28 protein-coding genes are annotated in these 24,240 nt (G+C 32.2%); 15 read left to right on the top strand and 13 right to left on the bottom strand.

Annotated features, from left to right (window positions below):
• Positions 1-34 precede the first annotated feature (34 nt).
• Both BLP44_RS05705 and BLP44_RS05700 read left to right on the top strand, forming a co-directional pair.
• Complete coding sequence (locus tag BLP44_RS05705; protein ID WP_008462608.1) at positions 35-271, top strand: hypothetical protein; 237 nt, start codon at positions 35-37, stop codon at positions 269-271.
• 13 nt (positions 272-284) lie between these two features.
• A complete protein-coding gene (locus BLP44_RS05700; RefSeq protein WP_091130414.1) occupies positions 285-977 on the top strand; it encodes an aspartate/glutamate racemase family protein in 693 nt (230 codons plus the stop codon).
• A gap of 128 nt (positions 978-1,105) precedes the next feature.
• On the opposite strand, the gene BLP44_RS05695 is transcribed toward BLP44_RS05700, so the two are convergent.
• The 3 genes from BLP44_RS05695 to rlmD are packed head-to-tail and all read right to left on the bottom strand — an operon-like array spanning position 1,106 to position 3,876.
• Positions 1,106-1,942 (bottom strand): DUF6048 family protein, encoded by an 837-nt coding sequence (locus BLP44_RS05695; protein ID WP_066032232.1) that lies wholly within the window; start codon positions 1,940-1,942, stop codon positions 1,106-1,108.
• Entirely contained in the window at positions 1,914-2,456 is a 543-nt protein-coding gene (locus BLP44_RS05690) for a DUF6452 family protein (protein ID WP_008462612.1), read from the bottom strand. The genes BLP44_RS05695 and BLP44_RS05690 overlap by 29 nt, the downstream gene beginning before the upstream one ends.
• A 7-nt stretch (positions 2,457-2,463) precedes the next feature.
• The gene (gene rlmD / locus BLP44_RS05685) at positions 2,464-3,876 is read right to left on the bottom strand and encodes a 23S rRNA (uracil(1939)-C(5))-methyltransferase RlmD (RefSeq protein ID WP_091130411.1); all 1,413 of its coding nucleotides are present in this window, start codon (positions 3,874-3,876) and stop codon (positions 2,464-2,466) included.
• 333 nt (positions 3,877-4,209) lie between these two features.
• On the opposite strand from rlmD, the gene BLP44_RS05680 reads away from it, so the two are divergent.
• Complete coding sequence (locus tag BLP44_RS05680; protein WP_244511686.1) at positions 4,210-5,085, top strand: sensor histidine kinase; 876 nt, start codon at positions 4,210-4,212, stop codon at positions 5,083-5,085.
• A gap of 61 nt (positions 5,086-5,146) precedes the next feature.
• Here the strand turns inward: BLP44_RS05680 and BLP44_RS05675 are convergent, their stop codons facing one another.
• The 3 genes from BLP44_RS05675 to BLP44_RS05665 all read right to left on the bottom strand — a co-directional run bounded on the left by BLP44_RS05675 (position 5,147) and on the right by BLP44_RS05665 (position 7,930).
• The gene (locus BLP44_RS05675) at positions 5,147-6,133 is read right to left on the bottom strand and encodes an aldo/keto reductase (protein WP_066032229.1); all 987 of its coding nucleotides are present in this window, start codon (positions 6,131-6,133) and stop codon (positions 5,147-5,149) included.
• Between the two features lie 116 nt (positions 6,134-6,249).
• Positions 6,250-7,137, bottom strand: a complete 888-nt coding sequence (cysM, locus tag BLP44_RS05670; protein ID WP_066032228.1) for a cysteine synthase CysM — start codon at positions 7,135-7,137, stop codon at positions 6,250-6,252.
• Between the two features lies 1 nt (position 7,138).
• Positions 7,139-7,930 (bottom strand): serine O-acetyltransferase, encoded by a 792-nt coding sequence (locus BLP44_RS05665; RefSeq protein WP_035690666.1) that lies wholly within the window; start codon positions 7,928-7,930, stop codon positions 7,139-7,141.
• Positions 7,931-8,120: 190 nt separating this feature from the next.
• Here BLP44_RS05665 and BLP44_RS05660 point away from each other — a divergent pair, with 190 nt between their 5' ends.
• On the top strand, positions 8,121-8,822 hold the full coding sequence (locus BLP44_RS05660) for a DUF1003 domain-containing protein (RefSeq protein WP_008462619.1): 702 nt from the start codon (positions 8,121-8,123) through the stop codon (positions 8,820-8,822).
• A gap of 80 nt (positions 8,823-8,902) precedes the next feature.
• Here BLP44_RS05660 and BLP44_RS05655 read toward each other — a convergent pair whose 3' ends face one another.
• A complete protein-coding gene (locus tag BLP44_RS05655; protein ID WP_091130404.1) occupies positions 8,903-9,187 on the bottom strand; it encodes a DUF2752 domain-containing protein in 285 nt (94 codons plus the stop codon).
• A gap of 108 nt (positions 9,188-9,295) precedes the next feature.
• Here BLP44_RS05655 and BLP44_RS22920 point away from each other — a divergent pair, with 108 nt between their 5' ends.
• Together BLP44_RS22920 and BLP44_RS05650 are read left to right on the top strand one after the other, a co-directional pair.
• Positions 9,296-9,469 carry a hypothetical protein gene (locus tag BLP44_RS22920; protein WP_008462622.1) on the top strand — a complete coding sequence of 58 codons (174 nt, stop codon included), beginning with the start codon at positions 9,296-9,298 and terminating at the stop codon, positions 9,467-9,469.
• A gap of 1 nt (position 9,470) precedes the next feature.
• Positions 9,471-10,022 (top strand): Smr/MutS family protein, encoded by a 552-nt coding sequence (locus tag BLP44_RS05650; RefSeq protein ID WP_066032226.1) that lies wholly within the window; start codon positions 9,471-9,473, stop codon positions 10,020-10,022.
• Between the two features lie 148 nt (positions 10,023-10,170).
• Here the strand turns inward: BLP44_RS05650 and BLP44_RS05645 are convergent, their stop codons facing one another.
• Positions 10,171-11,166: a hypothetical protein gene (locus BLP44_RS05645; RefSeq protein ID WP_066032225.1), complete on the bottom strand. Its 996-nt coding sequence runs from the start codon at positions 11,164-11,166 to the stop codon at positions 10,171-10,173.
• 87 nt (positions 11,167-11,253) lie between these two features.
• Here BLP44_RS05645 and BLP44_RS05640 point away from each other — a divergent pair, with 87 nt between their 5' ends.
• Positions 11,254-12,378, top strand: a complete 1,125-nt coding sequence (locus BLP44_RS05640; protein WP_091130401.1) for a cysteine desulfurase family protein — start codon at positions 11,254-11,256, stop codon at positions 12,376-12,378.
• A 204-nt stretch (positions 12,379-12,582) separates the two neighbouring features.
• Here the strand turns inward: BLP44_RS05640 and BLP44_RS05635 are convergent, their stop codons facing one another.
• The gene (locus BLP44_RS05635; protein WP_008462627.1) at positions 12,583-13,152 is read right to left on the bottom strand and encodes an L-threonylcarbamoyladenylate synthase; all 570 of its coding nucleotides are present in this window, start codon (positions 13,150-13,152) and stop codon (positions 12,583-12,585) included.
• Positions 13,153-13,425: 273 nt separating this feature from the next.
• On the opposite strand from BLP44_RS05635, the gene BLP44_RS05630 reads away from it, so the two are divergent.
• The 4 genes from BLP44_RS05630 to BLP44_RS05615 are packed head-to-tail and all read left to right on the top strand — an operon-like array spanning position 13,426 to position 17,223.
• Complete coding sequence (locus tag BLP44_RS05630; protein ID WP_091130398.1) at positions 13,426-14,550, top strand: glycosyltransferase family 4 protein; 1,125 nt, start codon at positions 13,426-13,428, stop codon at positions 14,548-14,550.
• A gap of 9 nt (positions 14,551-14,559) precedes the next feature.
• Positions 14,560-15,486, top strand: coding sequence for a nucleotide-diphospho-sugar transferase (locus tag BLP44_RS05625; RefSeq protein WP_066032222.1), 927 nt, complete (start codon positions 14,560-14,562; stop codon positions 15,484-15,486).
• Between the two features lie 10 nt (positions 15,487-15,496).
• Complete coding sequence (locus BLP44_RS05620) at positions 15,497-16,318, top strand: glycosyltransferase family 2 protein (RefSeq protein ID WP_240628216.1); 822 nt, start codon at positions 15,497-15,499, stop codon at positions 16,316-16,318.
• A 35-nt stretch (positions 16,319-16,353) separates the two neighbouring features.
• Positions 16,354-17,223: a hypothetical protein gene (locus BLP44_RS05615; RefSeq protein ID WP_008462635.1), complete on the top strand. Its 870-nt coding sequence runs from the start codon at positions 16,354-16,356 to the stop codon at positions 17,221-17,223.
• On the opposite strand, the gene BLP44_RS05610 is transcribed toward BLP44_RS05615, so the two are convergent.
• Positions 17,220-18,290, bottom strand: coding sequence for a glycosyltransferase family 4 protein (locus tag BLP44_RS05610; RefSeq protein ID WP_091130393.1), 1,071 nt, complete (start codon positions 18,288-18,290; stop codon positions 17,220-17,222). The genes BLP44_RS05615 and BLP44_RS05610 overlap by 4 nt on opposite strands.
• 83 nt (positions 18,291-18,373) lie before the next feature.
• Here BLP44_RS05610 and BLP44_RS05605 point away from each other — a divergent pair, with 83 nt between their 5' ends.
• A complete protein-coding gene (locus tag BLP44_RS05605; RefSeq protein WP_008462637.1) occupies positions 18,374-19,141 on the top strand; it encodes a lipopolysaccharide kinase InaA family protein in 768 nt (255 codons plus the stop codon).
• On the opposite strand, the gene BLP44_RS05600 is transcribed toward BLP44_RS05605, so the two are convergent.
• Both BLP44_RS05600 and BLP44_RS05595 read right to left on the bottom strand, forming a co-directional pair.
• The gene (locus tag BLP44_RS05600; protein WP_091130390.1) at positions 19,122-19,892 is read right to left on the bottom strand and encodes a glycosyltransferase family 2 protein; all 771 of its coding nucleotides are present in this window, start codon (positions 19,890-19,892) and stop codon (positions 19,122-19,124) included. The two genes, BLP44_RS05605 and BLP44_RS05600, sit on opposite strands and share 20 nt — an antisense overlap.
• A gap of 21 nt (positions 19,893-19,913) precedes the next feature.
• Positions 19,914-20,978 carry a glycosyltransferase family 9 protein gene (locus tag BLP44_RS05595; RefSeq protein ID WP_091130386.1) on the bottom strand — a complete coding sequence of 355 codons (1,065 nt, stop codon included), beginning with the start codon at positions 20,976-20,978 and terminating at the stop codon, positions 19,914-19,916.
• 126 nt (positions 20,979-21,104) lie between these two features.
• Here BLP44_RS05595 and BLP44_RS05590 point away from each other — a divergent pair, with 126 nt between their 5' ends.
• A complete protein-coding gene (locus BLP44_RS05590; RefSeq protein WP_008462640.1) occupies positions 21,105-21,854 on the top strand; it encodes a glycosyltransferase family 2 protein in 750 nt (249 codons plus the stop codon).
• Positions 21,855-21,919: 65 nt separating this feature from the next.
• Here BLP44_RS05590 and BLP44_RS05585 read toward each other — a convergent pair whose 3' ends face one another.
• The gene (locus BLP44_RS05585; protein ID WP_008462641.1) at positions 21,920-22,735 is read right to left on the bottom strand and encodes a 2,3,4,5-tetrahydropyridine-2,6-dicarboxylate N-succinyltransferase; all 816 of its coding nucleotides are present in this window, start codon (positions 22,733-22,735) and stop codon (positions 21,920-21,922) included.
• A 262-nt stretch (positions 22,736-22,997) separates the two neighbouring features.
• On the opposite strand from BLP44_RS05585, the gene BLP44_RS05580 reads away from it, so the two are divergent.
• Together BLP44_RS05580 and ruvX are read left to right on the top strand one after the other, a co-directional pair.
• Positions 22,998-23,630, top strand: coding sequence for a PAS domain-containing protein (locus tag BLP44_RS05580; protein WP_008462642.1), 633 nt, complete (start codon positions 22,998-23,000; stop codon positions 23,628-23,630).
• A 157-nt stretch (positions 23,631-23,787) separates the two neighbouring features.
• Positions 23,788-24,201, top strand: coding sequence for a Holliday junction resolvase RuvX (ruvX, locus tag BLP44_RS05575; RefSeq protein WP_008462647.1), 414 nt, complete (start codon positions 23,788-23,790; stop codon positions 24,199-24,201).
• Positions 24,202-24,240: the final 39 nt, after the last annotated feature.

The raw sequence follows: 24,240 nt of genomic DNA, 5'->3' as shown, positions 1-24,240 counted from the left end.
CTTAGCATCTTAGAACCTTAGCAACTCAAAAAAAATGTCAAAACTACAACTACGAGCTTTTTTATATCAATTAGCAGCTTTTGCAATTCTATTTCTTCTATTTAGATATTTGATTGCTTCTTATACAGGATTAACAGGGATTTGGATTCCGATGACAGCATTTGTAATTGGAACTATAATTGGTCCTAAATTTCAAGCTGTGAGAACCAAAGATGGGGAGAAGCTTTTTATGAAATGGCTTTTTATAAAAGGAATCAAAGAAATCGAATAATCTAAAAAAGTATATGAGGAAAATTGGACTTATTGGCGGAATCAGCTGGGTTTCTACATCTGATTATTATACCTTGATTAATAAAGGAATTAATGAAAAACTTGGCGGATTGAATTTCTCTGAGTGTTTGATTTATTCTTTTAATTATGCCGATATTAAAAAGAATAACGATGCCAACGATTGGGATTCAACTTTTAATATGCTTTTGAAAGCTGCGGAAGTTTTAAAATCGGGCGGGGCAGAAGCGATCCTTTTATGTGCCAATACCATGCATCTCATTGCGGATAGATTACAACAAGCAATTGATATTCCTCTTATTCATATTGCAGTAGAAACGGCAATTGAAATTGAGAAAAAACAGCTGAAAAAAGTAGGTCTGTTAGGAACCAAATTTACAATGGAACTAGATTTCTTTAAAGACAAGCTTGCTGAAAAAGGAATTGAAACGATAATTCCCGTAAGTGAAGAAGTAAAAGATTTTATTCATTACACTATCTTTGAGGAATTAGGAAGAGGAATCGCAACGGAAGAAACGAAAAAACGTTATCTAGAAATAGCAAATGAATTGATAAAAAACGGAGCAGAAGGAATCATTTTAGGATGTACCGAAATTCCACTAGTCATAAAAGAAGGAGACTTAAATGTTCCGATTTTTGACACAACTTTAATACATACGCAAGCAGCAATTAATTTTCAATTAACATAGTTTCGAGTTGCTAAGCTACTAAGGTTCTAAGTTGCTTAGTTTCTAAACATCATAAAAAAGGGAAAATTCAAATTGAATTTTCCCTTTTTTAATCTTAGAACCTTAGTATCTTAGCGTCCAAAAAAAAACTATTTCTTCTTAGGCTCTTCTTTTTTTGCAGTTTCAGAAGCCATTGTCTTTTTCTTGTAAATCGGAATAAAGTAAGAAACGGTATAGTTGAAACCGATTCCAAAACTTCCATCGTAAGTTCTGTTGAATCCTGGAATGTAAAGGTTTTCAAAATTATTTGGTTCTTTGTTTGTAGCCAGAAGTTTCAGCTGAACACCAAAACCAACAAATACGTTTCTAAAAACCTGTGCTTTTAATCCCATTGCAACTTCGATCCAAGTTGCCATAAGTCCGCTGTATTTCTGACCCTCGTTTATCGGAGGTAGTTCACCCCAATATGGATTCGAATTGTAAATTTTGTAATTAATTAGTTCTTGGCTAAAAGTACTGAAACCACCACGCATTCCTATCGTAATGAGGTTTTCCATATCCAGCCAGTTTTGATAAAAGTTATAATCAAAACCTGCTTTAATATAAGTTCCGTTAGCAGAAGAAGTCAATCGGTCGTCTTCTGTAGTTTTGTCTTCGTAGCCTAATTCTGCAGCTATATAATATTTTTTTGTCAAGCGCCAGTCTCCTACAAATTCAATTCCTTTGTAATCTTTATCGTAAAGTCCGCGAGTTAATTTGTACAAGTCAACACCAACACGAAGTCCATAGCGATCAGTTTTTACAACGCTATCTTTTGGAGCTTCCTGAATTTCTGGTTTTACCGTTTTTACAGTTTTTTCTGTTTGAGGCTTTTTAGCCACTATTGTGTCTTTATTTTTAGAAATTTCAGGCACATCCTGAGCAAAACCTAAAAACATTGAAAACAATAATGAAAGACTAAAAATAAACTTTAATGTGTGTTTCATTTTCTAATTCAATGTTAGGGTTTTCTAAATCAACTTCGGTCATCCAGAAAGTATCTCCGTCTGGATCAGTATGTACAAAAGGGGCAACGTTTGTTAACTGAAAAATAGTTTTAAATCCGCAAGCTCTAGATACATACACATTTTGTGTCGTATAGTTGAATTTTATAACATCAGTATTGATCGTTGTCGGCGTTTCACTTAAAGAGTTATAAATAAACTTGAAGGTTGTTGTGTTGTCATTTATTTTTAAAGGAATCATAACACTACTTCCGCTGGTTACATATCTCAACGGATCATCAACGGCGAGACTTTCATTAAAAACAATTCCCTGTTCCATTCCATCGCCAATAACTTTTAAGTTGCTTACATTTTTAGTTTTTGTCGGATTGGCAATATCATAAAATGTAATCACCAATCTTGGCGTGGTTGGTGTATTGGCGTCGCAAATATCATCTTTCTCGCAGCTAGATAAGCCAAAAGTAAAGAGTAGCAAAAGAGAAATTAGTTTTTTCATCTATTTTTTATCGAAGTTCTAAAAGTACAACATTTTCAACATGATGCGTCTGCGGAAACATATCAACAGGTCTCACTCGTGTCACTTTGTATTTTTCATCCATTAAAGCTAAGTCACGTGCTTGAGTTGCAGAATTACAGCTTACATAAACTACTCTTTTTGGTGCAATTTTTAAAATTTGCTCCACTACATCTTTGTGCATTCCGTCGCGAGGCGGGTCTGTAATAATAACATCTGGTTTCCCGTGTTGTGCAATAAAAGCTTCGTTAAAGACTACTTTCATGTCACCAACAAAAAACTCGCAATTTGTAATATTATTGCGTTCTGCATTGGCTTTAGCATCAATAATAGCTTCTGGAACACTTTCTACTCCGATTACTTTTTTTGCTTTTTTAGAAACGAATTGAGCAATTGTCCCTGTTCCTGTATATAAGTCATAAACCGTCTCGTTTCCTGTAAGACCAGCAAAATCACGTGTTATTTTGTATAATTCGTAGGCTTGGTCAGAATTTGTCTGATAGAAAGACTTTGCATTAATGCTGAATTTTAGACCTTCCATTTCTTCTAAAATGTAATCTCTTCCTTTGTAAAGAATAACATCCTGATCGTAAATAGTGTCATTTTGCTTGCCGTTTACCACATATTGTAAAGAGGTAATCTGTGGAAACTTCTCGTATAAATGGTCAAGAATTAATTCTCTACTTTCTTTGTCATCTTCAAAAAACTGAATTAAAACCATAATTTCTCCTGTAGAGACAGTACGAATCATGACAGTTCTCAATAATCCAGAATGTTCTCTTGGATTAAAAAATGCTAAATTATGCTCGTTTGCAAAAGCTCTGATCTCGTTACGAATGGCATTTGAGGGATCTTCTTGTAGATGGCATTTATTGATGTCAAGAATTTTATCCCACATTTTCGGAATATGGAATCCTAAAGCATTTCTATTTCCTAAGTCTTCCGTGCTTCCAATTTCTTTTTCTGTAAGCCAACGGCTGTTAGAAAAAGAAAATTCCATTTTATTTCTATAGAAAAACTGTTTCTCAGAACCTAAAATATCTTCAAATTCTGGAAGCTCAATTTTTCCTATTCTTTGTAAGTGATTTTTAACTTCATTTTGTTTAAATGCAAGTTGCTGGCTGTATTTCATATTTTGCCATTTACAACCTCCACACACTCCAAAATGTTCGCAGATCGGATCTACTCTATATTCAGATAATTCGTGAAATTTTACAGCTTTACCTTCGTAGTAAGCCTTTCTTTTTTTTAATGTCTGTACGTCTACAACATCTCCAGGTACCACATTCGGAATAAAGATTACTTTTCCGTCAGGTGCTTTGGCTACTGAAACCCCTTTTGCACCAGCATCAAGAACTTGAATTTGATGAAAGACAACTTTGTCTGTATTTTTTCTTCCCATAGCGCAAAAATAAGCCTTTGAAAACTTTTACAAATTTAATTTTTGAAAAAATTTAGAAATTCTTCAAAATATTAGTTTAATTGGCTATAAAAGCTAATTTTGTTTTAGCAATTGCCCCAATAAAAATAGCTATTAATCTACGCTTATTCTTGTCTTTTTATGAAGTTGTATCATAAACTCTCACAAATCAGCTTTCTTAAAAAAAGTTATGCTTTTAAATTCCTATTTGTCGCTTTTATAGGTATCCATATTCCTTTAATTGGCATTTTATTTTTCGTTTTGTTTTTCGAGCATGAGGTTTCATCGACTTCCATTCTTATTTTTTCTTTAATTATGACATTGTTGGCAACAGCGATAACACTTTTGGTTTTAAACAAGCTGATAAAGCCTATTGCCACAGCTTCAAAGGCTTTGGATGATTATAGAACTTCAAGAAAATTGTCTGATCTGCCAACAGAATATACAGATGAAGCTGGACTGCTTTTGTGCAACATACAAGAATCTATTAATGAAGCTGAGAATTTTATCAACGAAAAACAGGATTTAATCTATATGCTTTCGCATGATTTGAAAAATTTTGCTGGAAATCCGCAAGGTTTGGCTCAATTGATTATAAGCGAAAATCCATCAGAATCGGTTAAGAATATGGCCGAATTGATTTGCGAATCGACTGATCTTCAATTTAGATATATCGAAAATTTCATCAAGTTACTAAAAGAACAGGATGAAGTTGCAAAAGTGAACCAAGAAGCTAAGACCATTTCGTTTTCTAATATTCTACCTTTTATTAATGAACAAGTCGAACAGCGATTACTTGATAAAAATATAAGACTAGATTTAGCAATAGAATGTTCAGAAGCTAAACTGAAAATCGATGAGGGACTTTTGATTCAGGTTTTGGTAAATCTGATTAGCAACGCGATTAAGTTTTCCTATTTTGAAAGTGAAATAAAAGCCAGAATCTTTTCAGAAAACTCAAAATTGATTATAACAGTAAAAGACCACGGAATAGGTTTTGATAAAAATCAGATTGAAGAATTATTTAAAAAATTCACGAAAATGAGCCGACTTGGAACTGCAAGTGAAGGTTCTACGGGGATTGGATTGTATTTGTGCAAAAAAATCATTGAAAGAAATAAAGGGCAATTGACAGCATCCAGTAAAGGAAAAAATAAAGGCGCCGAATTTAGAATTGAATTTGATGTCTAAATATGAAAGGGTTATTAAGATTTTGAAATGCTTAATAACCCTTTTTATTCCTTTTTATTTACTACCAAAGCTGATGAACTGAAGGTTTGATCAAATCGCTGTAAATTTTGTTCATTGCAGCAATCTTTTCAGAAGTTAATTTTGGAGTGTTATAAACCGATAAATTAGATAAAACATGTTCTGTTTTTGATGCGCCTGGAATAATGCAGCTGACTTCGTTAAAACTCAAAATCCATTGAAGGGCGATTGCGGCTAAATTTTTAGATTCAGGAAATAAAGCTTTTAATTCATCAACAGCCTTTAATCCTAATTCATAATCAATTCCTGAGAAAGTTTCGCCTTTGTCAAACGCTTCTCCGTTACGATTAAAATTGCGATGATCCTGAGGTTCAAAAGTAGTTTTTGAATCAAATTTACCTGTTAAAAGTCCACTTGCCAACGGTACTCTTGCAATTATTCCAATGTCTTTCTTTTTAGCTTCTGAGAAAAATAATTCAGAAGGTCGTTGGCGAAACAGATTAAAAATAATTTGAACTGTGGTTACATTAGAATATTCAATTGCTTTTAAAGCTTCTTCAACTTTTTCAACGCTAACACCAAGATTAAGAATTTTTCCCTGATCTTTTAATCGGTCAAAAAGTTCAAATATTTCTGGACGATAATACACTTCTGTAGGAGGGCAGTGCAACTGAATTAAATCGAGAGTTTCTAAACCAGTTCTTTTTAAGCTGTCTTCAACAAATTTTTGAAGCACTTTTGGAGTATATCCTTCATTAACATGTGGATTTATCTGTCGCCCGCATTTTGTGGCAACAAAAATACGTTCAGAACGTGAGCGAACGACTCTTCCAACAGCAGTTTCGCTTAATCCGTTTTCGTAAACATCGGCAGTATCAATAAAGTTTACGCCATTGTCAATAGCCGTATTCAAAAGTTCATCGGCCGTTTTATCATCAAAACCCGATCCCCATTTTCCGCCAACTTGCCAAGTGCCAAGTGAGATTTCAGAGATATTGAAGTTTGTTTTTCCTAGTTTTCTGTAGTTCATTTTTTTTGAGATTCTAAGGTTCTGAGTTGCTAAGATTCTAAGTTTTTTTCTAGAGTTGCTGAGATTCTGAGACACATAGTTTTTATTTATTCAAAACTTAGCAACTTAGTATCTTTTTAGTCAAATAAATCAGAAGATAAATAACGATCTCCACGATCGCAGATTACGGCTACGACAACTCCAGATTCTAGTTGTTCGGCTATTTTTAAGGCAACGGCAACAGAACCTCCGCTGCTCATTCCTGCAAAAACACCTTCTTCCAGAGCTAATCTTTTAGTCATGGCACGTGCTTCTTCTTCGCTTACATCGACAACGGTATCCACTTTAGAAGCATCAAAAATTTTTGGAAGATATTCCTGTGGCCATTTACGGATTCCAGGAATCTGAGAACCATCGCTAGGCTGTGCGCCAACAATTTGAATATTTGGATTCTTTTCTTTCAAATAAGTCGAAGTTCCGATAATAGTTCCAGTTGTTCCCATAGCAGAAACAAAATGCGTTACCGTTCCGTCAGTATCATTCCATATTTCAGGACCTGTTGTCTTGTAATGCGCTTTCCAGTTGTCATCATTAGCAAACTGATTCAGCATCAAATAGCCGCCTTGCGCCACTTTTTTATCTGCATAATCTCTGGATCCTATAATTCCTTCGCTGGCAGGCGTAAGAATCACGGTGGCGCCATATGCACGCATGGTCTGAGTTCTTTCTTTGGTTGAATCTTCTGGTAAAACCAACTCGATTTCGATGCCAAACAACTGTGCAATCATCGCTAATGCAATTCCGGTATTTCCGCTGGTTGCCTCAATTAATTTATCTCCTTTTTTGATGTCGCCTCTTTCTAATGCTGCGGCAATCATATTATAAGCCGCTCTGTCTTTTACGCTTCCTCCAGGATTGTTTCCTTCCAGTTTCAGTAAAAGTTTTACATTTTTATTTTTAACCAGATTGACCGTTTCCATCAATGGAGTATTGCCAATTAAGTTTAATAATCTATGTGAATTCATGTTATTTCTTTTCTTTTATTTTGACTTCAGTAGTAGTGGTATTTAAAACAATAGAATCTTCGGGAATAGATTTGGTAATCCAAGCATTTCCTCCAACGATACTGTTTTTTCCAATTACAGTTTCTCCGCCTAGAATTGTCGCGTTAGCATAAATGCAGACATTGGCTTCTACCGTCGGATGTCTTTTAGCATTCTTCATTTCTTTACTTACACTCAATGCGCCAAGCGTAACTCCCTGATAGATTTTTACATGTTTTTTAATAACGGTTGTTTCACCAATTACAATACCCGTAGCGTGATCAATAAAAAATGGCGATGCAATATCGGCTCCGGCATGGATATCTGTACCTGTAATTCTGTGTGCATATTCACTCATTAATCGAGAAAACAGCAGTAAATCGAGATGATATAATTCGTGGCTTAGTCTGTAAATCGCGATGGCATAAAATCCAGGATACCCCAGATATACTTCGTCTATGCTGTTTGAAGCGGGATCATTTTCAAGAATATATTCTGCATCTTGATTTAGCTTTTCTAAAACGCCAGGGAGCTTTTCTAAAAAACGGTCCCAAATAGATTCGCATAAATTTTGAGGTTTTTTGCAGGCTAAAACCGCAATTTCTTTAAAACGGAACTCCAGTTCATCAATGCTCTCGTCCAACGCTGCATTCGAATCAAATAGCGTATAAAAAAGCTTTTCTGTAAAGTCTTCCGTTTTGGTTTTAATGCCGTAATTTATATGTGAATGGCTCTTTAAAGCTCTTATATTTTGTATGATATTGTCTTTTGTCACAATGGTAAAAATGAATGAATAATTTTGGAACGTTAAAAGTAAGGCGTTTTTTGGAAATAAAATCACGATTTAACGAAAGAAATTTTGTTTGCAAAGTTTGATTTGTGATAAAAAATGAATTGTAAGCGGTTCTTTTTTATGCAATTCTTAAGAAGTTTATTGCGTAAATTAGCTTTTAAAATATATTAAAATGAAAAACAATCAAACATTTAAAAGTGATATTTCTGGGATTTCTTTTCCTGAAAGTGAGAAAATTTACGGAAGGGCAATTCATGATCCTATTTTGGGATTAATTAAAAAAGAATATCCTGATTTTGATGCTGAAGACTGTATTTCTATAAATGAGTTAAATGTTTATCGCCAAAAATATATTTCAAATTATCTTTCTTCTGAAATCGGAGCTCTTTCTGCAATGGAGAAAAATGTTATTTCTTCATTAAAAGAAGATAAATCGATTGTAAGTATTGTGGAAGAAGAGGAGGAAACTAGAAATTTAGGGCAAAAAGTAGCCGATAAAGTGGCTGATTTTGGAGGAAGCTGGACTTTTATTATTTCGTTTGTAGTTTTTATTTCGGTTTGGATTGGCTCAAATGTTTTTATTTTCCTAAACAAAGGATTTGATCCGTATCCATTTATTCTCTTGAACTTAATATTGTCTTGTGTGGCAGCTTTACAGGCACCTGTGATTATGATGAGCCAAAATCGTCAGGAAGAAAAAGACCGTAATCGTGCTAAAAAAGATTTTATGATTAATCTTAAATCAGAGTTGGAAATTAGATTAATTCATGATAAAATTGATCATTTGATTATGCATCAGCAGCAAGAATTAATCGAAATTCAAAAAGTCCAAATCGAAATGATGAACGATATTTTGGATCAGATTAAGAAATAAAAGTTTTTAAAATTCCAATTTTTTAATCCCGATAGCTATCGGGACAAATTCCAAAAAAGAGCGAAGCGATTTTAGAAAATCTAAAAATAAAAGTGTTTAAGATAGTAACCACCCAGCATAAAAAATAGATTTATGATTGCCATTCTCCAGATTAGTTTTTTATAATTTCTAGATTTATCTAAGAAATGAAATGCCGAAAAAATAAAGAGTAAAAGGCAGGTATAAATGGCTGGATACATTTTAAAAGCTGCTAAAAAATTGCCTTGAAAAAGTAAGAATAGAGATCTCTGAAATCCACACCCCAAACAGTCAAAGCCAAATACAGTTTTGAACATGCAAGGAATCATATATTTTTCTAAACTCATGGCAGATCTTTTTTGCAATTTTACTAAAAAAATATGAGAAACGTTTGAAGGAGTATAGAAGTACTATTTGAAAGTTTTATATTTTTGAAATCTTAAAATAAAGAAAGGATGAAAACTTTTAAAATTATAATAATGATTCTTGCGATTTCGGTTGCGTTATACGAACAGGTTTCGGAAGAAAAAAACATCTATATCATGATTGCTGCAATTGTAGTTTTCATGTTCGGAATGATGCAATTGAGTGCAAAAACGCCAAGTAAAAATAACGATAAAGAGGAGTAGGATGCTGGTAAAAGGAGATAAGGTTTCAGTACTCGATGAAGCCATAAACGGAACGGTAGTTTCGGTTAAAAACAATGAAGTTTTGATTGAAACAGAAGATGGTTTTATGATGACATTTTTAGTCAACGAACTAATTAAAATTCAAGAAACCAGTGATTTAATGAATTCTATTAAAAGAATTAATTTAGATGAAGTTTCAAAAGAGAAAACAGAGCCAAAACCAAGAAGTTTTGTAAAAGAAAAGAAAGATAAACGTGATGTTGGTGTTCCAGAATTTGATTTGCATATCGAAAAATTGGTTCCCAATAAACGCGGAATGTCAAACTATGATATTTTGACATTGCAGACTGAAACGGCAAAAAGACATATCGAATTTGCGATAAGAAACCGCATTCCAAAAATCGTTTTTATTCATGGTGTTGGTGAAGGAATTTTGAAAGCGGAACTCGATTTTTTATTAGGCCGTTATGACGGAATTGATTTTCAAGATGCCAATTATCAAAAATATGGTCTTGGAGCTACAGAAGTTTATATTAGACAAAGCAATAAGTAAAACAATTTTATGCAGTAAAAAGGGCTGTCTTAAAGCATAAAAAAAACGTCTATTTTTTTGATTCGATTTAGTTGTAAAATCATCTCAAAAAACAGACGTTTTTTTGTAAGAATTATTTTTGCTGATTTCTTTTTAGAAATTTATTTATTTAGTTCGTCGCTGTTCTATTAATTTTTCCAAGAACGAAATTGCTTCCCAGTTTAAAGTTGCTATTTCCTTTTTGTAAAACTACGTTTTTAAGGACGATTGTGTGCTCATAAACTTGTCCAGTCAAAGTAGTAGTGACTTCGATAATTCCGCTTACATTAGCAACTCCAAGCTGCCCTGTCCAGGTTTCTTCGATTGCTGGAGCAGACGGCTGTATTTTGGCACACACAAAAGCTGGCGTTATAGATCCAGTTCCTTCTTTAGCTGTTTTATAAAACACTTTATTTTGTGTAGCAGTTATTAAACTTGTACGAGGCTGGTTGCTTGGAGTAACAACATTGACAAGTAAAGCAGGATCTATATCATCAATCGATAAATAGAATGTGTTGTTGTAATTATAAACTCTAGCCACTTCGTCACATTCATAAGCAGATCCATTAGGGTTAGTTTTGAAAGTCAGGTTGGCTGGTGTTATGGTAGTATTGTATGTTCCAAATACAAATTCTGCTTGTGTTTGGTTTCCTGCTGGTTTGGCAAATGTGATATTTCTAAAAATGATACTGTGCTCATAACCTTTAATTCTAGTGCTTCCATCAGTTGCGCTTGAATCTACCAGTTGAGTGGTTGCAATTTCGATTAGACCATCAATTCCAAGCCATTCTTCGGTTACTTTTGGAGTGCTTGGCGGAATCGTACCGCAAATATTTTCTTTCGCAACAGTTCCGTCATAAGCTCTATAAACTACTCTGTATGAACCATTACCTTTTGCATCTATTGTGTATGTTTTGGTGCCATTGTCATTGATAATTGCTCCTTCTGGCATTTGAAGTAAAAGCGCTTCTTGTGGCTTTAATTTATAAATTAAAGTATTTGTTGTAGGATCACAAGCTTGAGACTCTGCAATATCTTCAAAATCTATTTTATCTACAGTCAAATCTCCATCATCGCATCCGTTTAAGAAAAGAGCAAATAGTAGGAGGGCAGCATATTTTTTCATTGTAAAATTTATTTGGGTCAAAAATAGTGAAAAAAATGCCAAATGATATTTAAGATTTGACAATTGATATTTCTTAACTTTGCAGCAATGAAAAAAGTATATCTAGATAATGCCTCAACAACCGCCATGCGTCCCGAAGTAATTCAGGAAATGACAAAAATAATGCTTGAGGATTACGGAAATCCGTCATCTACACATAGTTTTGGGCGAAACGGTAAAACAATATTAGAACTTTCAAGAAAGAGTATTGCGAAACATCTTAATTGCACTGCTCAAGAAATCATTTTTACTTCTGGCGGAACTGAAGCCGACAACTGGATTCTGCGCTCTTCTGTCGAGGATTTAAAAGTACAAAGAATCATTACTTCAAAGATTGAACATCATGCCGTTTTGCATACCGTTTGGGCGCTTCAAGATGAATACAAAATTCAGGTCGACTACGTTAATGTAAATACAGACGGAAGTCTTGACTTAACACATTTATCTAATTTATTGGCTGACGAAAAAAAGACTTTAGTCAGTTTAATGCATGTAAACAACGAAACGGGAACTGTTTTAGATTTAGATCGCGTTAGTTTGATTTGTAAGCAATATAATGCTTTGTTTCATTCAGATACAGTGCAGTCTGTTGGGAAGACAGAAATCGACCTTCAAAAGACTCCTGTTGATTTTATTTTGGCTAGTGCGCATAAGTTTCACGGGCCAAAAGGAATTGGTTTTGCTTTTATTAGAAAAAATTCTGGTTTACAACCGTTGCTTTTTGGAGGAGAACAAGAAAAAGGACTTCGTGCAGGAACTGAAGCTGTACATCAGATTGCCGGAATGGCAAAAGCTTTGTCTATTTCTTATGAAAAATTAGACGAAGAAAGAGCTTATATTTCAAGTATAAAAAATTACCTGATTGAGCAGTTAGAAATTCATTTTCCAGATTTTAGAATCAACGGGAAAAAAGATGACTTCTATAACATCATCAATATTATTCTGCCTTTTTCATCAGATAAAACCTCGATGTTACTCTTTAGTTTGGATATGAAAGGAATTGCGGTTTCAAGAGGAAGCGCTTGCCAGTCTGGAAGTATAAAACCTTCGCATGTTTTAAACGAAATGCTTTCTGAGACGGATTTAAAATTACCAAATCTCAGAATTTCATTTAGTCATTATAATACCAAAGAAGATATCGACTGGCTTATTGAGAGTTTGAAAACGGTCTAAGATGCTGAGATGCTAAGGCTCTGAGATTTTAAGTTTTTTTAATTAGGATTGCGATAAGAATAAAACTAAAAAGTTCGCAAAGTTTGTTTTGATAAAACTTTGCGAACTTTTTTTAAGCTCTCTTTAGATTCTAGTAAAACTTGCGGTAAAAACTATACTCAAAATTTTTCAAAAACTTGAGGCTTGAAACTTGAAACAAAAAAGCTATTTACGAATAACTTTTACCTGAGAATCTTTGGTTAATTTGATAATGGTTGAAGATTTTCCGTTGACTTTGTCTTGGTTTAATTTTACAACATAGTCTACGCCATTGATAATTTCAGGACTAATATCTTTGAAACTTTGCGGTGTAGGCTGTCCAGAAATATTAGCTGAAGTAGAAACCAACGGCTTTTTCATTCTTTCCATCAATTTATAGCAGAAAGGTTCTTTTACTAATCTAACTCCAAGAGATTTGTCTGCAGCAATAATATTTGGAGCAACGTTTCTAGCGTCGTCAAGAATTAGAGTTGTTGGTTTTTCAGATAAATCCATAATTTGCCACGCAACTTCAGGAATGTCTTTAAAAACATTGTACATCATTTTTTCGCTATTCATTAAAACAATCATGCTTTGGGTTTCTGCTCGCTGTTTTAATTTATAGATTTTAGCAACAGCCTCTGCGTTTGTGGCATCACAGCCAATTCCCCAAACTGTATCTGTTGGGTAAAGGATTATACCTCCGTTTTTTATTACTTCGTATGCGTTGATGATTTCTTGGTTTATAATATCCATAAACTAATTAATTTATTCTTTCAGAAAGAAATGTAAAGGTAAATAATAAACTTTAAAAAAAGTTGTTTGAAAATAATCAAACGTATTTAGAAATTATGACAAGATTGTTATTTTAAAATGAATAAAAAAATAGTATATGAGTTTTTTAAGCATTTATTTTGCAGCAAAATTTAACCAATTGTTCTCATTAAGGAAAATCTGAAATGTTGTCTGTAAAATGTAATTTGGCTACTTATTTTTTTTAATTTTAAACTTGAAAATTAATCTCAAACAATGAAAATAATCCTCGATTCCCAAGCGTTTAATTATCAAAAATATGGAGGCGTTTCAAGATATTATACAGAGATTTTTTCTATTCTTTCCAATAAAGCTGGTCTAGAGATTATCACTCCTTGGTTATATACTAGAAATTTATATTATCGAGATAGTAAACTTTTTAATAAAAGCCAAAAGCGAAATAGCTATTTTTTAGGGCTTTTATCTAAACTAGGAATAAGTATTAGAAAAAAAAGTAAAAAAAATAATTACTCTAGAACAATTAATACATTATTAGAAGATTCTTTTGATGTTTTTATTCCCACATACTATGATCCTTACTTTTTAAATTTTATAAATGAAAAACCATTTATCCTAACAGTTTATGATATGATTCATGAGCTTTTTCCGCAGTACTTTTCTAATGCTGCTGAATTAAGAGAAAGTAAATTATTATTAATTGAAAAGTCAGCGAAAATAATTGCCGTTTCTCAAAATACTAAAAAGGATATTTTAACATTGTACCCACATATTGATGAGTCAAAAATAGAGGTTATTTATCATGGAACATCAATTAGTGTGAATGAAAATGTTAATGTGAATTTGCCAGAAAATTATATCTTATATGTTGGATCTAGGGCAGATTATAAAAATTTTAAGTTTTTAGCTGAAGCTATTAAAGAACTTTTAAAAAATGATTCAAATTTATTCCTAGTTTGCGCCGGAGGTGGAAAATTAGATAAAGAAGAGAAAGAATTTATAAAAAGGTTAGATTTAGAGAAGCAAATATTACAATTTGATTTTAGAGAAAATGAATTAGGACTTTTTTATAAAAAGGCCATATGTTTTGTGTTTCCTTCGCTATATGAGGGATTTGGAATTCCAGTTTTAGAATCTATGGCTTGTGAATGTCCGGTTGTTTTAGGAAATCATAGCTCATTTCCTGAAGTAGCAGCAAATGCAGGAGTATATTTTGATGTGAATAGTAAAGATGATTTAAAAGAAAAGATTCTGAAATTGATACAAAGTGAAGAATTAAGAAAAGAATTTTCGGTAAAAGGAGTTGAACAAATAAAAAAGTTTACATGGGAAAATGCTGCTCAGCAATGTTTAGATCTTTATAGGAAAGCGTGTTCAAATTAATTAATAAAAATGAATAATTATAAAACAAAATCCCCAGTATTATTTTTAATTTTTAATCGTCCGGATGTAACGGAGCTGGTTTTTGAACAGATTAAAAAACAACAACCTCAAAAGTTGTATATAGCGGCTGATGGTCCTAGAAATGATAGATTCAATGAAAAAGAACTTTGTAATGAAACTAGAAGTATTATAAATAAAATTGATTGGGATTGTGAAGTAAAAACTTTATTTCGGGATGAAAATTTAGGATGTAAGTATGCTGTTTCTTCTGCAATAAATTGGTTTTTTGATAATGAAGAGGAAGGAATTATATTAGAAGATGATTGTCTTCCATCTGATGATTTTTTTGTTTTTTGTGACACAATGCTTGAAAAATATCGATTTGATACCAGAATACGGCACATTGGAGGCAGCAATTTACAAATGGGTCAAAAACATGGAAAGGATAGCTATTATTTTTCGAATTTGACTCACGTATGGGGATGGGCTTCGTGGAGAAGAGCTTGGAATGATTATGATGTTGAACTTTCTAGGTATAAAGACATTGATGCTGAAAATAGTTTTAAATTAATTTTCAGCGATCCAATTGTTGTAGATAGCTGGAAGTCTATTTTTGATAAAATGCTTAGAAGCGAAATAGATACTTGGGATTATCAATGGACAATAACCAATTTTTTTAATAATAGTTTATCAATTATTCCCAATGTAAATTTAATTAGTAACATAGGTTTTGGAGTAAATGCAACGCATACTATAAATGCTGATGATTGTTTCTCAAATTTAAAGACTGAAAAACTTGACGATATCACACATCCTATTATAGTTCTTCCTAGTAAAACAGCCGATTTTTTTACTATGGCGAGAGAGTTCAATGTAGAAAGGAAAAGAAGAAAAAATAAATGGAGAAGACTGAAATTTTGGAAGAAAAAGAAATAATTAAATGACCATGAGTGTGATATCTGTAATAACTGTAAATTTTAATGATAAAAATGGACTGCATAAAACACTTAAAAGTGTTACTAATCAGACATACAAAGATTTCGAATTTATTGTAATTGATGGCGGAAGTACAGATGGAAGTAAAGAATTGATAGAAAAATATCAAAATAAAATTTCATATTGGATTAGTGAGAAGGATAATGGGGTTTTTCATGCAATGAATAAAGGAATTAAGGCTGCTACAGGAGAATTTGTAATATTTATGAATGGTGGAGACTGCTTTAATGATGATTTTGTACTGCAAGATAATGTTTCAAGTTTGACGTCTGAATATGACATTTATTATGGTGACAATTACAAACAAAGTAATGGATCAAAAAGGCTAAAAACATATAGTGAAAAACTTCATTTTTCTTTTTTTTATACAAGTTCTATTAATCATCAATCTACATTTATAAGAAAAAGTCTTTTTGATAAATACTTTTATTATAATGAAGATTATAAGATTGCTTCAGATTGGGAATTTTTTGTTTATACTATATGTCATCAAAATGTATCCTATAAGTATTTAAAAAAGACTATTGCCGTTTATGATTTTACAGGAATCTCTTCAGATCCAAAATTCAGAGAATTATATAATGAAGAAAAAAAAGAAACTTTTCAAAAATATTTTCCTGCATTTGAAGATGATTATAAAGAAGTTGAAGTTTTGAATTCGAAAAGGTTTTTGCAATTTCAACATATAAAAAAATATAACATTAGTTGGAAATTATTAAAAGGTTTTATTAACGTATTATTACTATTTTTGCCTAAAATTGAAAAGAGATAATTTTTTCTTAACTCCTCCTTGATTGAAAAATGTATATGAAGAAAATCCATGTTGGTTTTTTATTTTCTCATGATTATGAAAAATTAAAGTTGTCTATCCCTCCTGTTTATGGAGCTTCTGATAGAATTTTTATCGCTATGGATGAAAATTTTGTCACATGGTCAGGAAATAAATTTGCGGTAGATCCTGCTTTTTTTGAATGGCTAAAAGAAATTGATGTAGATAATAAAATCGAGATTTATAAAGATAATTTCTATATCCCATCTCTCACGGAAATTGATATGGATACAAGAGAGCGTCACTTGCTGTCTCTAAAGATGGGAATTGGAAATTGGCTCATTCAGATTGATAGTGATGAGTACTTTTTAAATTTCGAAAAGTTTGTTATGGACTTGAGAAAATTTGACCATTATCTCGATAATCCTGAAAAGAAGAAAATCCAGATTGCCGCTTTTTGGATAATACTTTATAAATATACTGATAATGGGATATTATATGTCGATCTGCCGATGAAAGCAGTGTTTGCTACCAATTATCCTAATTATACTTGCGCACGACGAACTAAAGCACAGGTAATTTACACTGATAATATTGTGTTGCATGAATCTTTATCCAGAACAGAAGAAGAATTACGTTTTAAATTAGAAAATTGGGGACATAAACGTGAAGTAAATCCTGAGTTTTTGAACAAATGGATTAAGGTAAATGAAAACAATTACTTTCAGTTTGAAAATTTTTACTATATAGAACCAGAAAGATGGAAACGATTAAACTATTTTCCTAGTAAAAACTTAAAAGATATTAAAAAATTTGTAATAGAATCTAAAGTTTTAAAACTTTCCAAGACCTATCTTTTTATGAAAAACTTTGGACAATGGTTTAAATTTTTATTTAAATGGAATTAATATAAAACTTTAGTATATACATCAAAATAATCAGCAGCTGTTCTTTTCCAATCAAAGTCGGCTGCTCGTTTTTTTATGATTGCTTCTCTTTCAGTTTTATTGGTTTCATAATCATGTAGACCTTCGATTAAAACGTTTTTCATATATTCAGGATCAAAATTATCCCAATAGATTGATGCTTCCCCACCAATTTCTGGAAGAGATGTTTTATTCGATAAAAAAGTAGGTTTCCCAAAACTCATTGCTTCAATTGGTGGAAGTCCAAAACCTTCCCTAATTGAAGGGAAAAGAAATGCAGTGCAATTTTTCATAAAAAACTGTTTGCCTTCTTCACTTACTTTTCCAGTCAAAAAAACCTGATTGGTTAATCCGTTATCAGCAATTAACCGCTTTATTTTATCGCCGTATTTTTTATCATTGTTCCCGGAAATAATTAAGTTGAAGTCTCTTATATGCTTCATCATATTAACAATCGACTGATAATTTTTTCTTTCAAGAAAATCTCCAATAGCATAGAAAAAAGGCTTATCAACAGGAATGTTTGTAATATATTTCGATGTATCTAATATTGTAGAAATCGGGTTTCCATTATAAATTACATATTCAGGAATATCTGGGACATCAAAATTTTTATGTGTCTCAGACTTTGCAAACTCTGAGATATATGTTATGGCAGTTGATTTTTCGAGTTTAGCTCTAAATAACCTATTTAATCTATGATTAGGATCTGGAGAAACTTCATCGATAAAATGAACATCATGAATCGTTAATAGGTATTTGTTACAATGATAAGGCTCGACTTTAGTATTCTGATTTACGGAGTGCCATAAATCGTATTTCTTTCGAACTCTAAATAGTGGATGCCTGGATAGACTATTGTATTTGTGATATTCAAATTTGTCTTTAAATTCTTCTTTCAATACATCAGGATTAGGAGTGTTTAGTGTTAATTCAAAATTTTTAAAATCTAAAGTAGATAAACCCTTTACTAGTTCATAATTGAAAGTTCCTAAGCCAGCAGCCCTGTTAATTATGTTATGTGTTTCCAGAAAAATCTTAAATGACATTTTTTTCTTTTTTTTACGAAAATACAATAATAATTTGAAGTGTTAAATCGTATATGTATTTTTGTTGTTTATAAAAAAAGCTGATGAATTTTAAAGTAAATCCAATTTTCGAGAACAATACTGATTCGATACTGAATACCATCAAAATGTTTAGTTCCACAGGCGAGCTTTTTGGAAATGGAGATCGCAACAAAATAAAATTGTTTGATTTTAATGGCAAGACAATTAATATAAAATCGTTTAAAGTTCCGCACTTTATCAATAAAATCGCTTATAAATATTTTAGAAAATCAAAAGCAAAACGATCATTTGAGTTTGCAAACAAATTGTTAGAATTAGGCGTTGGAACTCCTGAACCTATCGCATTTGCTGAGTTTTCATCGGTATTCGGTTTGGAGAAAAGTTTTTATGTAAGCGAGCATCTAAATGCAGATCTTACTTATAGAGAACTAGTCGAAATTCCTGATTTTCCAGATCGTGAGAACATTTTAAGACAGTTTACTAAATTTAGTTTTGATCTTCACGAAAAAGGCATCGAATTTTTAGACCATTCCCCAGGTAATACTTTGATAAAAAAGAATGCCAGCGGAAATTACGATTTCTTTCTGGTAGATTTAAACAGAATGGAGTTTCATAATTCTATGTCTTTTGAAATGCGCATGAAAAACCTTTGTCGTTTGACGCCTTTAGAAGAGATGGTTGCGACAATGAGTAATGAATATGCTAAATATTATAAAGCAGAATCTGAAGAGAAGATTTTTGAAACTTTATGGAAATATACTTCAGATTTTCAAGAGAAGTTTTATAGAAAAAAACGCTTGAAAAAGAAACTTAAATTTTGGAAGAAGTAATTGTTCTTAATTCTTTATAGCGAATATAAACGCTGTAAGCATTCAGATAACAAATAATAACGCCTTTTCTGCCGTCCAAAAAACCAAAACGTATTATAAACTGATACAATAATGTATATAGAGGATGGAGGAGCTGCAGTAAGAAGCTAGGTTTTATTCCTTTTGCTAATTTTTCATTAGCCTTAAGAATTCCGTAATGATACATTTTTGATTTATAGTCTTCATAAGACGAATACGAAAAATGTATGATTTTATGTTTTAGGGAGGCAATTGGTCCGTTTACAATTAATTTCTCATGAACGGTTCTCTCTTCGTTATATCTGCATTTTGATTTGTCAAAAAGCCTAAAAATCTTATCGGTTTGCCAGCCGCTGAATTTCAATCGACTGTTTTTAAACATAAAAATACGGTAGATAAAATAAGCGCTTGCTACATTTTCAGAATTAATTGCTGTAACAATTTCAGATTTTAATTCTGGTGTTAATCTTTCGTCGGCATCAATAAATAAAATCCATGAATTTTTTGCCTGATCCAAGGCAAAATTCCGTTGAGATGTATAATCGACAAAACGGTGCCGAATCAATTTTACATTTTTGAAAGACTCAACTATGCTTACTGTTTTATCGGTACTGCAGGAATCAACAACAATTATTTCGTCAGCAAAATCAATATCATCCAGAAGTGATTTTATATGCTGTTCTTCGTTAAGCGTAATAATCAGGACTGATAATTTTTGCTTTTCACTATTCATTATAAATTCCTTTTACTTTTTTCAATTTTTATATTCTTGAAAATAAGTTTCGAGCTTTTGGAGCATCAATTCCAATGGATATTCAGCGTAATATTCAAAAGTATGTTCTTTTATATATTGCTCTGTATGCTTCTCGTAGATTTCAGGTTTTAAATCTTTTAAATGAACTGAAACATTTTTTGCTTCATTTTCAAATAATTGCCATGTTTCTTTTCTAACAGAAGGAGTGAAGATTGAGAAAGTTGGAATCTCAAGAGCTTTAGCCATATTTACCGCGCCGCCTTCGTTTCCAATTAGCATTTCGCATTGAGAAAGTATGGCTAAAAACTGGCGTAAATCTGTAGCATATAAATCAAAAATAATATGCTTTTTGGTTTCTTCCGAACAATAATTATAGACCTCTAAAGCTTGTTCTTTTTGGTTTGGAATATAATTAAATAGGATAGTGGCATTTGTTTTGGCTACAGTAAAATCAATAATTTTTGCCATTCCGTCAAGCGGATATGTTTTGTAATGCTCGCTTCCTAAAATTCCAAACATAATCAATGGTTTTTCTGGATCTACATTATAACTTTTTAAAATGTTTTTTGCTTCAGCAATTTCAGATTCTTTTAAAAAGATCTTTGGTTTTACGTTTGTAATCTTTTCTGAGAAAAAAGGTTTAAGAAGCAATAATCTGTTTTCAATTGCCAAACCAAATTCAGATTTTATGGCATCAAAACGCTCGTAACTGTAATTATAAAATATGTTGGAATACCACTTATGGTATGAAACTTTATATTTTGCACCAGAGAAAAAAGTAATTAGACTAGTTCCCAATTTACTGTATACGTCTATTACAGCATCGTATTTTTTTCTTCGAATCTCAAAAATAAATTTAATGAATTCAAAAGTTGATTTTCTGATTTTATTAGTCACCGGTATTATGTTATGAATATTCGGATTTTCTATAAGAACATCAATCGAATTAGGGTAACACATGTAGTCAATTGTAGAGTCTGGAAACTTGGCTTTAAGATTGTTGCAAATAATCGTGCTTGTTAAAACGTCTCCAATTCTTTTTTGCTGAATGACTAATATTCTCATTTGGGTTTTTGTTCAATTAAAAGGCTAAAATACAAACTATTTTACGAAGTGTACAAGAGATGATATGAATAAGATTAAACTAAATTAAAAAGTTATATTTTTGTGCTCAACAAATTAAAATGAACAATGGGAATTAGCGGTTTGGTTATTACTTTCAATGAGGAAAAAAACATTGGAAAATGTATAGATGCCTTATTTAAAGTTTGTGACGAAGTTATTATTGTGGATTCTTTCAGTAAAGATCGAACAGTAGAAATAGCTAAAGAAAAAGGAGCACAGGTTATTCAACAAGTGTTTTTAGGAGATGGTCCGCAGCGTACACACGGATTGCCTTTTTGTAAAAATGATTGGATCTTAAATCTTGATGCAGATGAATTTTTAGATAAAGATGCTGAGGAATTTATTCTGAACAAAAAGTATTTGGAAGGAAATTACGACGCTTTCAGTTTCAGGGTAAAGAACTTTTTAGCAGATAAGTTAATTGATTTTTCAGGATGGTATCCAGATCATAAAGTTCGTTTTTTTAATAAACTAACAGCTCATCCTTCAGAATCTAAAGTACACCAGAAAATTGTAACTCAAAACGAGAAAAAAGTTGCTGTACATATTCTGCATTATGGATGGGATTCTTTTGACCAAATTATTGCAAAAAAGAACCAGTATTCTGGATGGCATGCACAGCAGTTATTTGATCAAGGGAAAAGAATTAATGCTTTCAAACCTGTTCTTAACGGAACAGTAGCTTTTGTTCGCTGCTATTTCTTTAAAAAAGGAATCTTCAATGGTCTTGACGGACTCTCAATAGCAATGATTCAGGCTTTTTTCTCGTATATGAAATATGCCAAGCTTATAAAACTTCAAAAAAGCAGAAAATAAAAAAATCCAAATTCCAATAATAATTAAATGGAATTTGGATTTTTAATTTTAGGATTTCTTAAAATCTATACAGCAACATCGTACTCACGAAGTGCATTGTTTAAAGAAGTTTTTAAATCTGTAGATGGTTTACGAGTTCCAATGATTAAGGCACAAGGAACTTGGTATTCTCCAGCAGCAAATTTCTTAGTATAGCTTCCTGGGATAACTACAGAACGAGCTGGCACATAACCTTTCATTTCGACTGGTTCATCGCCTGTAACATCAATAATTTTAGTAGATGCTGTCAAACATACGTTAGCTCCAAGAACAGCTTCTTTACCAACGTGAACACCTTCAACAACAATACAACGAGATCCGATAAAAGCACCGTCTTCAATAATTACTGGAGCTGCTTGCAATGGCTCAAGAACACCACCAATACCAACACCACCGCTTAAGTGAACATTTTTACCAATTTGAGCACAGCTTCCTACAGTTGCCCAAGTATCAACCATTGTTCCTTCGTCTACATAAGCACCAATGTTTACATAACTTGGCATTAAGATTACACCGCTAGAGATGTAAGCACCATAACGAGCAACAGCATTTGGCACTACACGAATTCCTTTTTCAGCATAATTTCTTTTCAGCAACATTTTATCGTGGTACTCGAAAATACCAGATTCCCATGTTTCCATTTTCTGAATCGGGAAATACATAACAACTGCTTTCTTAACCCATTCGTTTACTTGCCATTTGTCACCAACTGGTTCAGCAACACGTAATTTTCCTGCGTCTACCAATTCGATAACTTCTCTAATGGCATCTGTAGTTGTAGTTTCTTGCAATAAAGCTCTATTTTCCCAAGCTTGTTCAATTATAGTCTGTAAAGAATTCATACGTTTATTTTTTTGGCAAAGATAACGTATTTGTATAAATGCAAAAAAGCAAAACCACTTGAAAATGTTACAGATTTAACTTTTTGTTTCTTATTTGTAAGGTTGTCGAAGGGTATATAAGTTTTTGATTAATAGTATTACCACTAGAAGTTTTTTTTATATCAAAATATGACAAAAGTCAGGATTTCTATTTTTTCTTCACTTTAATTTCGCAGTGTTGATCAACATTCCATTCCATAAATAATCATATAAGCAGTAAAATATGAATCAAGAAAATCACCTTCAAAACAGAGTAATCATTGACAAAGAAGTAAGCTGGGATAAGACTCAGGTTATCATGAGTAAAACAAATGCATACGGTATTATTGAATATGCCAACGAAGTATTTGTAGATGTTTGTGGTTACGAAGACTATGAATTAATGGGACAGCCTCATAATATCATACGTCACCCTGATATGCCAAAAGTAATTTTTAAAGTGCTTTGGGAAAATCTTAAAAACGGGAAAAACTTTCATGCTATTGTAAAAAACCTTGCGAAGTCTGGAAGATACTATTGGGTAATTACAGATTTTGAAATTGCCCGCGACGAAAACGACGTTATTGTAAATTATTTCGGAAGAAGGCAAGCCGTACCGCAAGAAGTAATTGCGATGCATATTGAACCTTTGTATAAAAAGTTATTGCAGATCGAAGCAGCAAGCGGAGTAGAATTTAGCGAGAAGTACTTGATTGGGTTCTTAGAAGAGAAAAAGAGAACTTACGTTGAATATATTAAGGAGCTGATTTACGAACATGAAAAGTCACAATCTAAGTTTGCTAATTATTCTGAAGAAGAGGATGCAGGAGAGGAAGAAGAACATAGAGGTTTTTTCAGTCGTTTGTTCGGAAGATAAATTGAGTTATTTTTTAGGTTTGAATATTTGGATAAAGATCCGTCTTGAGTTTTCATGGCGGATTTTTTTATTGAAAATAATCTTGAAGAAGTTTATTTTGAGTGAAATGGAAAATTAGAAAAATATTTTAGATTAAATTTGCTTAAAATTGTACAACATGCCAAGAATCCTTTCAATAGATTACGGACAAAAACGCACAGGAATTGCTGTTACAGACGAAATGCAGATTATTGCTTCGGGCTTAACAACGATTCCGACTCATACTTTGATTGACTTTTTAAAAGATTATTTTGCTAAAGAAAAAGTCGAAGCGGTTTTGATTGGCGAGCCAAAACAGATGAACGGACAGCCATCAGAAAGCGCTTCAGTGATTAATGGTTTTGCAAAGCATTTTTCGAATATTTTTCCAGACATGAAAGTGATTCGCGTTGATGAGCGTTTTACTTCAAAAATGGCATTTCAAACCATGATCGACAGTGGTTTAAGTAAAAAGCAGCGTCAGAACAAAGGTTTAATAGACGAAATTTCTGCCACAATTCTGCTTCAAGATTATCTTTCCGCAAAAAAATAGCGCTGTTCGTCGTATTTTTTATTTATAATTTAATGGTTT

The organism is Flavobacterium anhuiense, from assembly GCF_900101855.1.
In the GTDB taxonomy this organism is placed as follows: domain Bacteria; phylum Bacteroidota; class Bacteroidia; order Flavobacteriales; family Flavobacteriaceae; genus Flavobacterium; species Flavobacterium anhuiense.
The sequence above is the reverse complement of the archived record's forward strand: the minus strand, read 5'-3'. Positions and strand labels throughout refer to the sequence as shown.

Coding starts and splice junctions, on each gene's coding strand:
- BLP44_RS05705 (WP_008462608.1), top strand. CDS start 35: ATGTCAAAACTACAACTACGAGCTTTTTTATATCAATTAGCAGCTTTT.
- BLP44_RS05700 (WP_091130414.1), top strand. CDS start 285: ATGAGGAAAATTGGACTTATTGGCGGAATCAGCTGGGTTTCTACATCT.
- BLP44_RS05695 (WP_066032232.1), bottom strand. CDS start 1,942: ATGAAACACACATTAAAGTTTATTTTTAGTCTTTCATTATTGTTTTCA.
- BLP44_RS05690 (WP_008462612.1), bottom strand. CDS start 2,456: ATGAAAAAACTAATTTCTCTTTTGCTACTCTTTACTTTTGGCTTATCT.
- rlmD (WP_091130411.1), bottom strand. CDS start 3,876: ATGGGAAGAAAAAATACAGACAAAGTTGTCTTTCATCAAATTCAAGTT.
- BLP44_RS05680 (WP_244511686.1), top strand. CDS start 4,210: ATGACATTGTTGGCAACAGCGATAACACTTTTGGTTTTAAACAAGCTG.
- BLP44_RS05675 (WP_066032229.1), bottom strand. CDS start 6,133: ATGAACTACAGAAAACTAGGAAAAACAAACTTCAATATCTCTGAAATC.
- cysM (WP_066032228.1), bottom strand. CDS start 7,137: ATGAATTCACATAGATTATTAAACTTAATTGGCAATACTCCATTGATG.
- BLP44_RS05660 (WP_008462619.1), top strand. CDS start 8,121: ATGAAAAACAATCAAACATTTAAAAGTGATATTTCTGGGATTTCTTTT.
- BLP44_RS05655 (WP_091130404.1), bottom strand. CDS start 9,187: ATGAGTTTAGAAAAATATATGATTCCTTGCATGTTCAAAACTGTATTT.
- BLP44_RS22920 (WP_008462622.1), top strand. CDS start 9,296: ATGAAAACTTTTAAAATTATAATAATGATTCTTGCGATTTCGGTTGCG.
- BLP44_RS05650 (WP_066032226.1), top strand. CDS start 9,471: ATGCTGGTAAAAGGAGATAAGGTTTCAGTACTCGATGAAGCCATAAAC.
- BLP44_RS05645 (WP_066032225.1), bottom strand. CDS start 11,166: ATGAAAAAATATGCTGCCCTCCTACTATTTGCTCTTTTCTTAAACGGA.
- BLP44_RS05640 (WP_091130401.1), top strand. CDS start 11,254: ATGAAAAAAGTATATCTAGATAATGCCTCAACAACCGCCATGCGTCCC.
- BLP44_RS05635 (WP_008462627.1), bottom strand. CDS start 13,152: ATGGATATTATAAACCAAGAAATCATCAACGCATACGAAGTAATAAAA.
- BLP44_RS05630 (WP_091130398.1), top strand. CDS start 13,426: ATGAAAATAATCCTCGATTCCCAAGCGTTTAATTATCAAAAATATGGA.
- BLP44_RS05625 (WP_066032222.1), top strand. CDS start 14,560: ATGAATAATTATAAAACAAAATCCCCAGTATTATTTTTAATTTTTAAT.
- BLP44_RS05620 (WP_240628216.1), top strand. CDS start 15,497: ATGAGTGTGATATCTGTAATAACTGTAAATTTTAATGATAAAAATGGA.
- BLP44_RS05615 (WP_008462635.1), top strand. CDS start 16,354: ATGAAGAAAATCCATGTTGGTTTTTTATTTTCTCATGATTATGAAAAA.
- BLP44_RS05610 (WP_091130393.1), bottom strand. CDS start 18,290: ATGTCATTTAAGATTTTTCTGGAAACACATAACATAATTAACAGGGCT.
- BLP44_RS05605 (WP_008462637.1), top strand. CDS start 18,374: ATGAATTTTAAAGTAAATCCAATTTTCGAGAACAATACTGATTCGATA.
- BLP44_RS05600 (WP_091130390.1), bottom strand. CDS start 19,892: ATGAATAGTGAAAAGCAAAAATTATCAGTCCTGATTATTACGCTTAAC.
- BLP44_RS05595 (WP_091130386.1), bottom strand. CDS start 20,978: ATGAGAATATTAGTCATTCAGCAAAAAAGAATTGGAGACGTTTTAACA.
- BLP44_RS05590 (WP_008462640.1), top strand. CDS start 21,105: ATGGGAATTAGCGGTTTGGTTATTACTTTCAATGAGGAAAAAAACATT.
- BLP44_RS05585 (WP_008462641.1), bottom strand. CDS start 22,735: ATGAATTCTTTACAGACTATAATTGAACAAGCTTGGGAAAATAGAGCT.
- BLP44_RS05580 (WP_008462642.1), top strand. CDS start 22,998: ATGAATCAAGAAAATCACCTTCAAAACAGAGTAATCATTGACAAAGAA.
- ruvX (WP_008462647.1), top strand. CDS start 23,788: ATGCCAAGAATCCTTTCAATAGATTACGGACAAAAACGCACAGGAATT.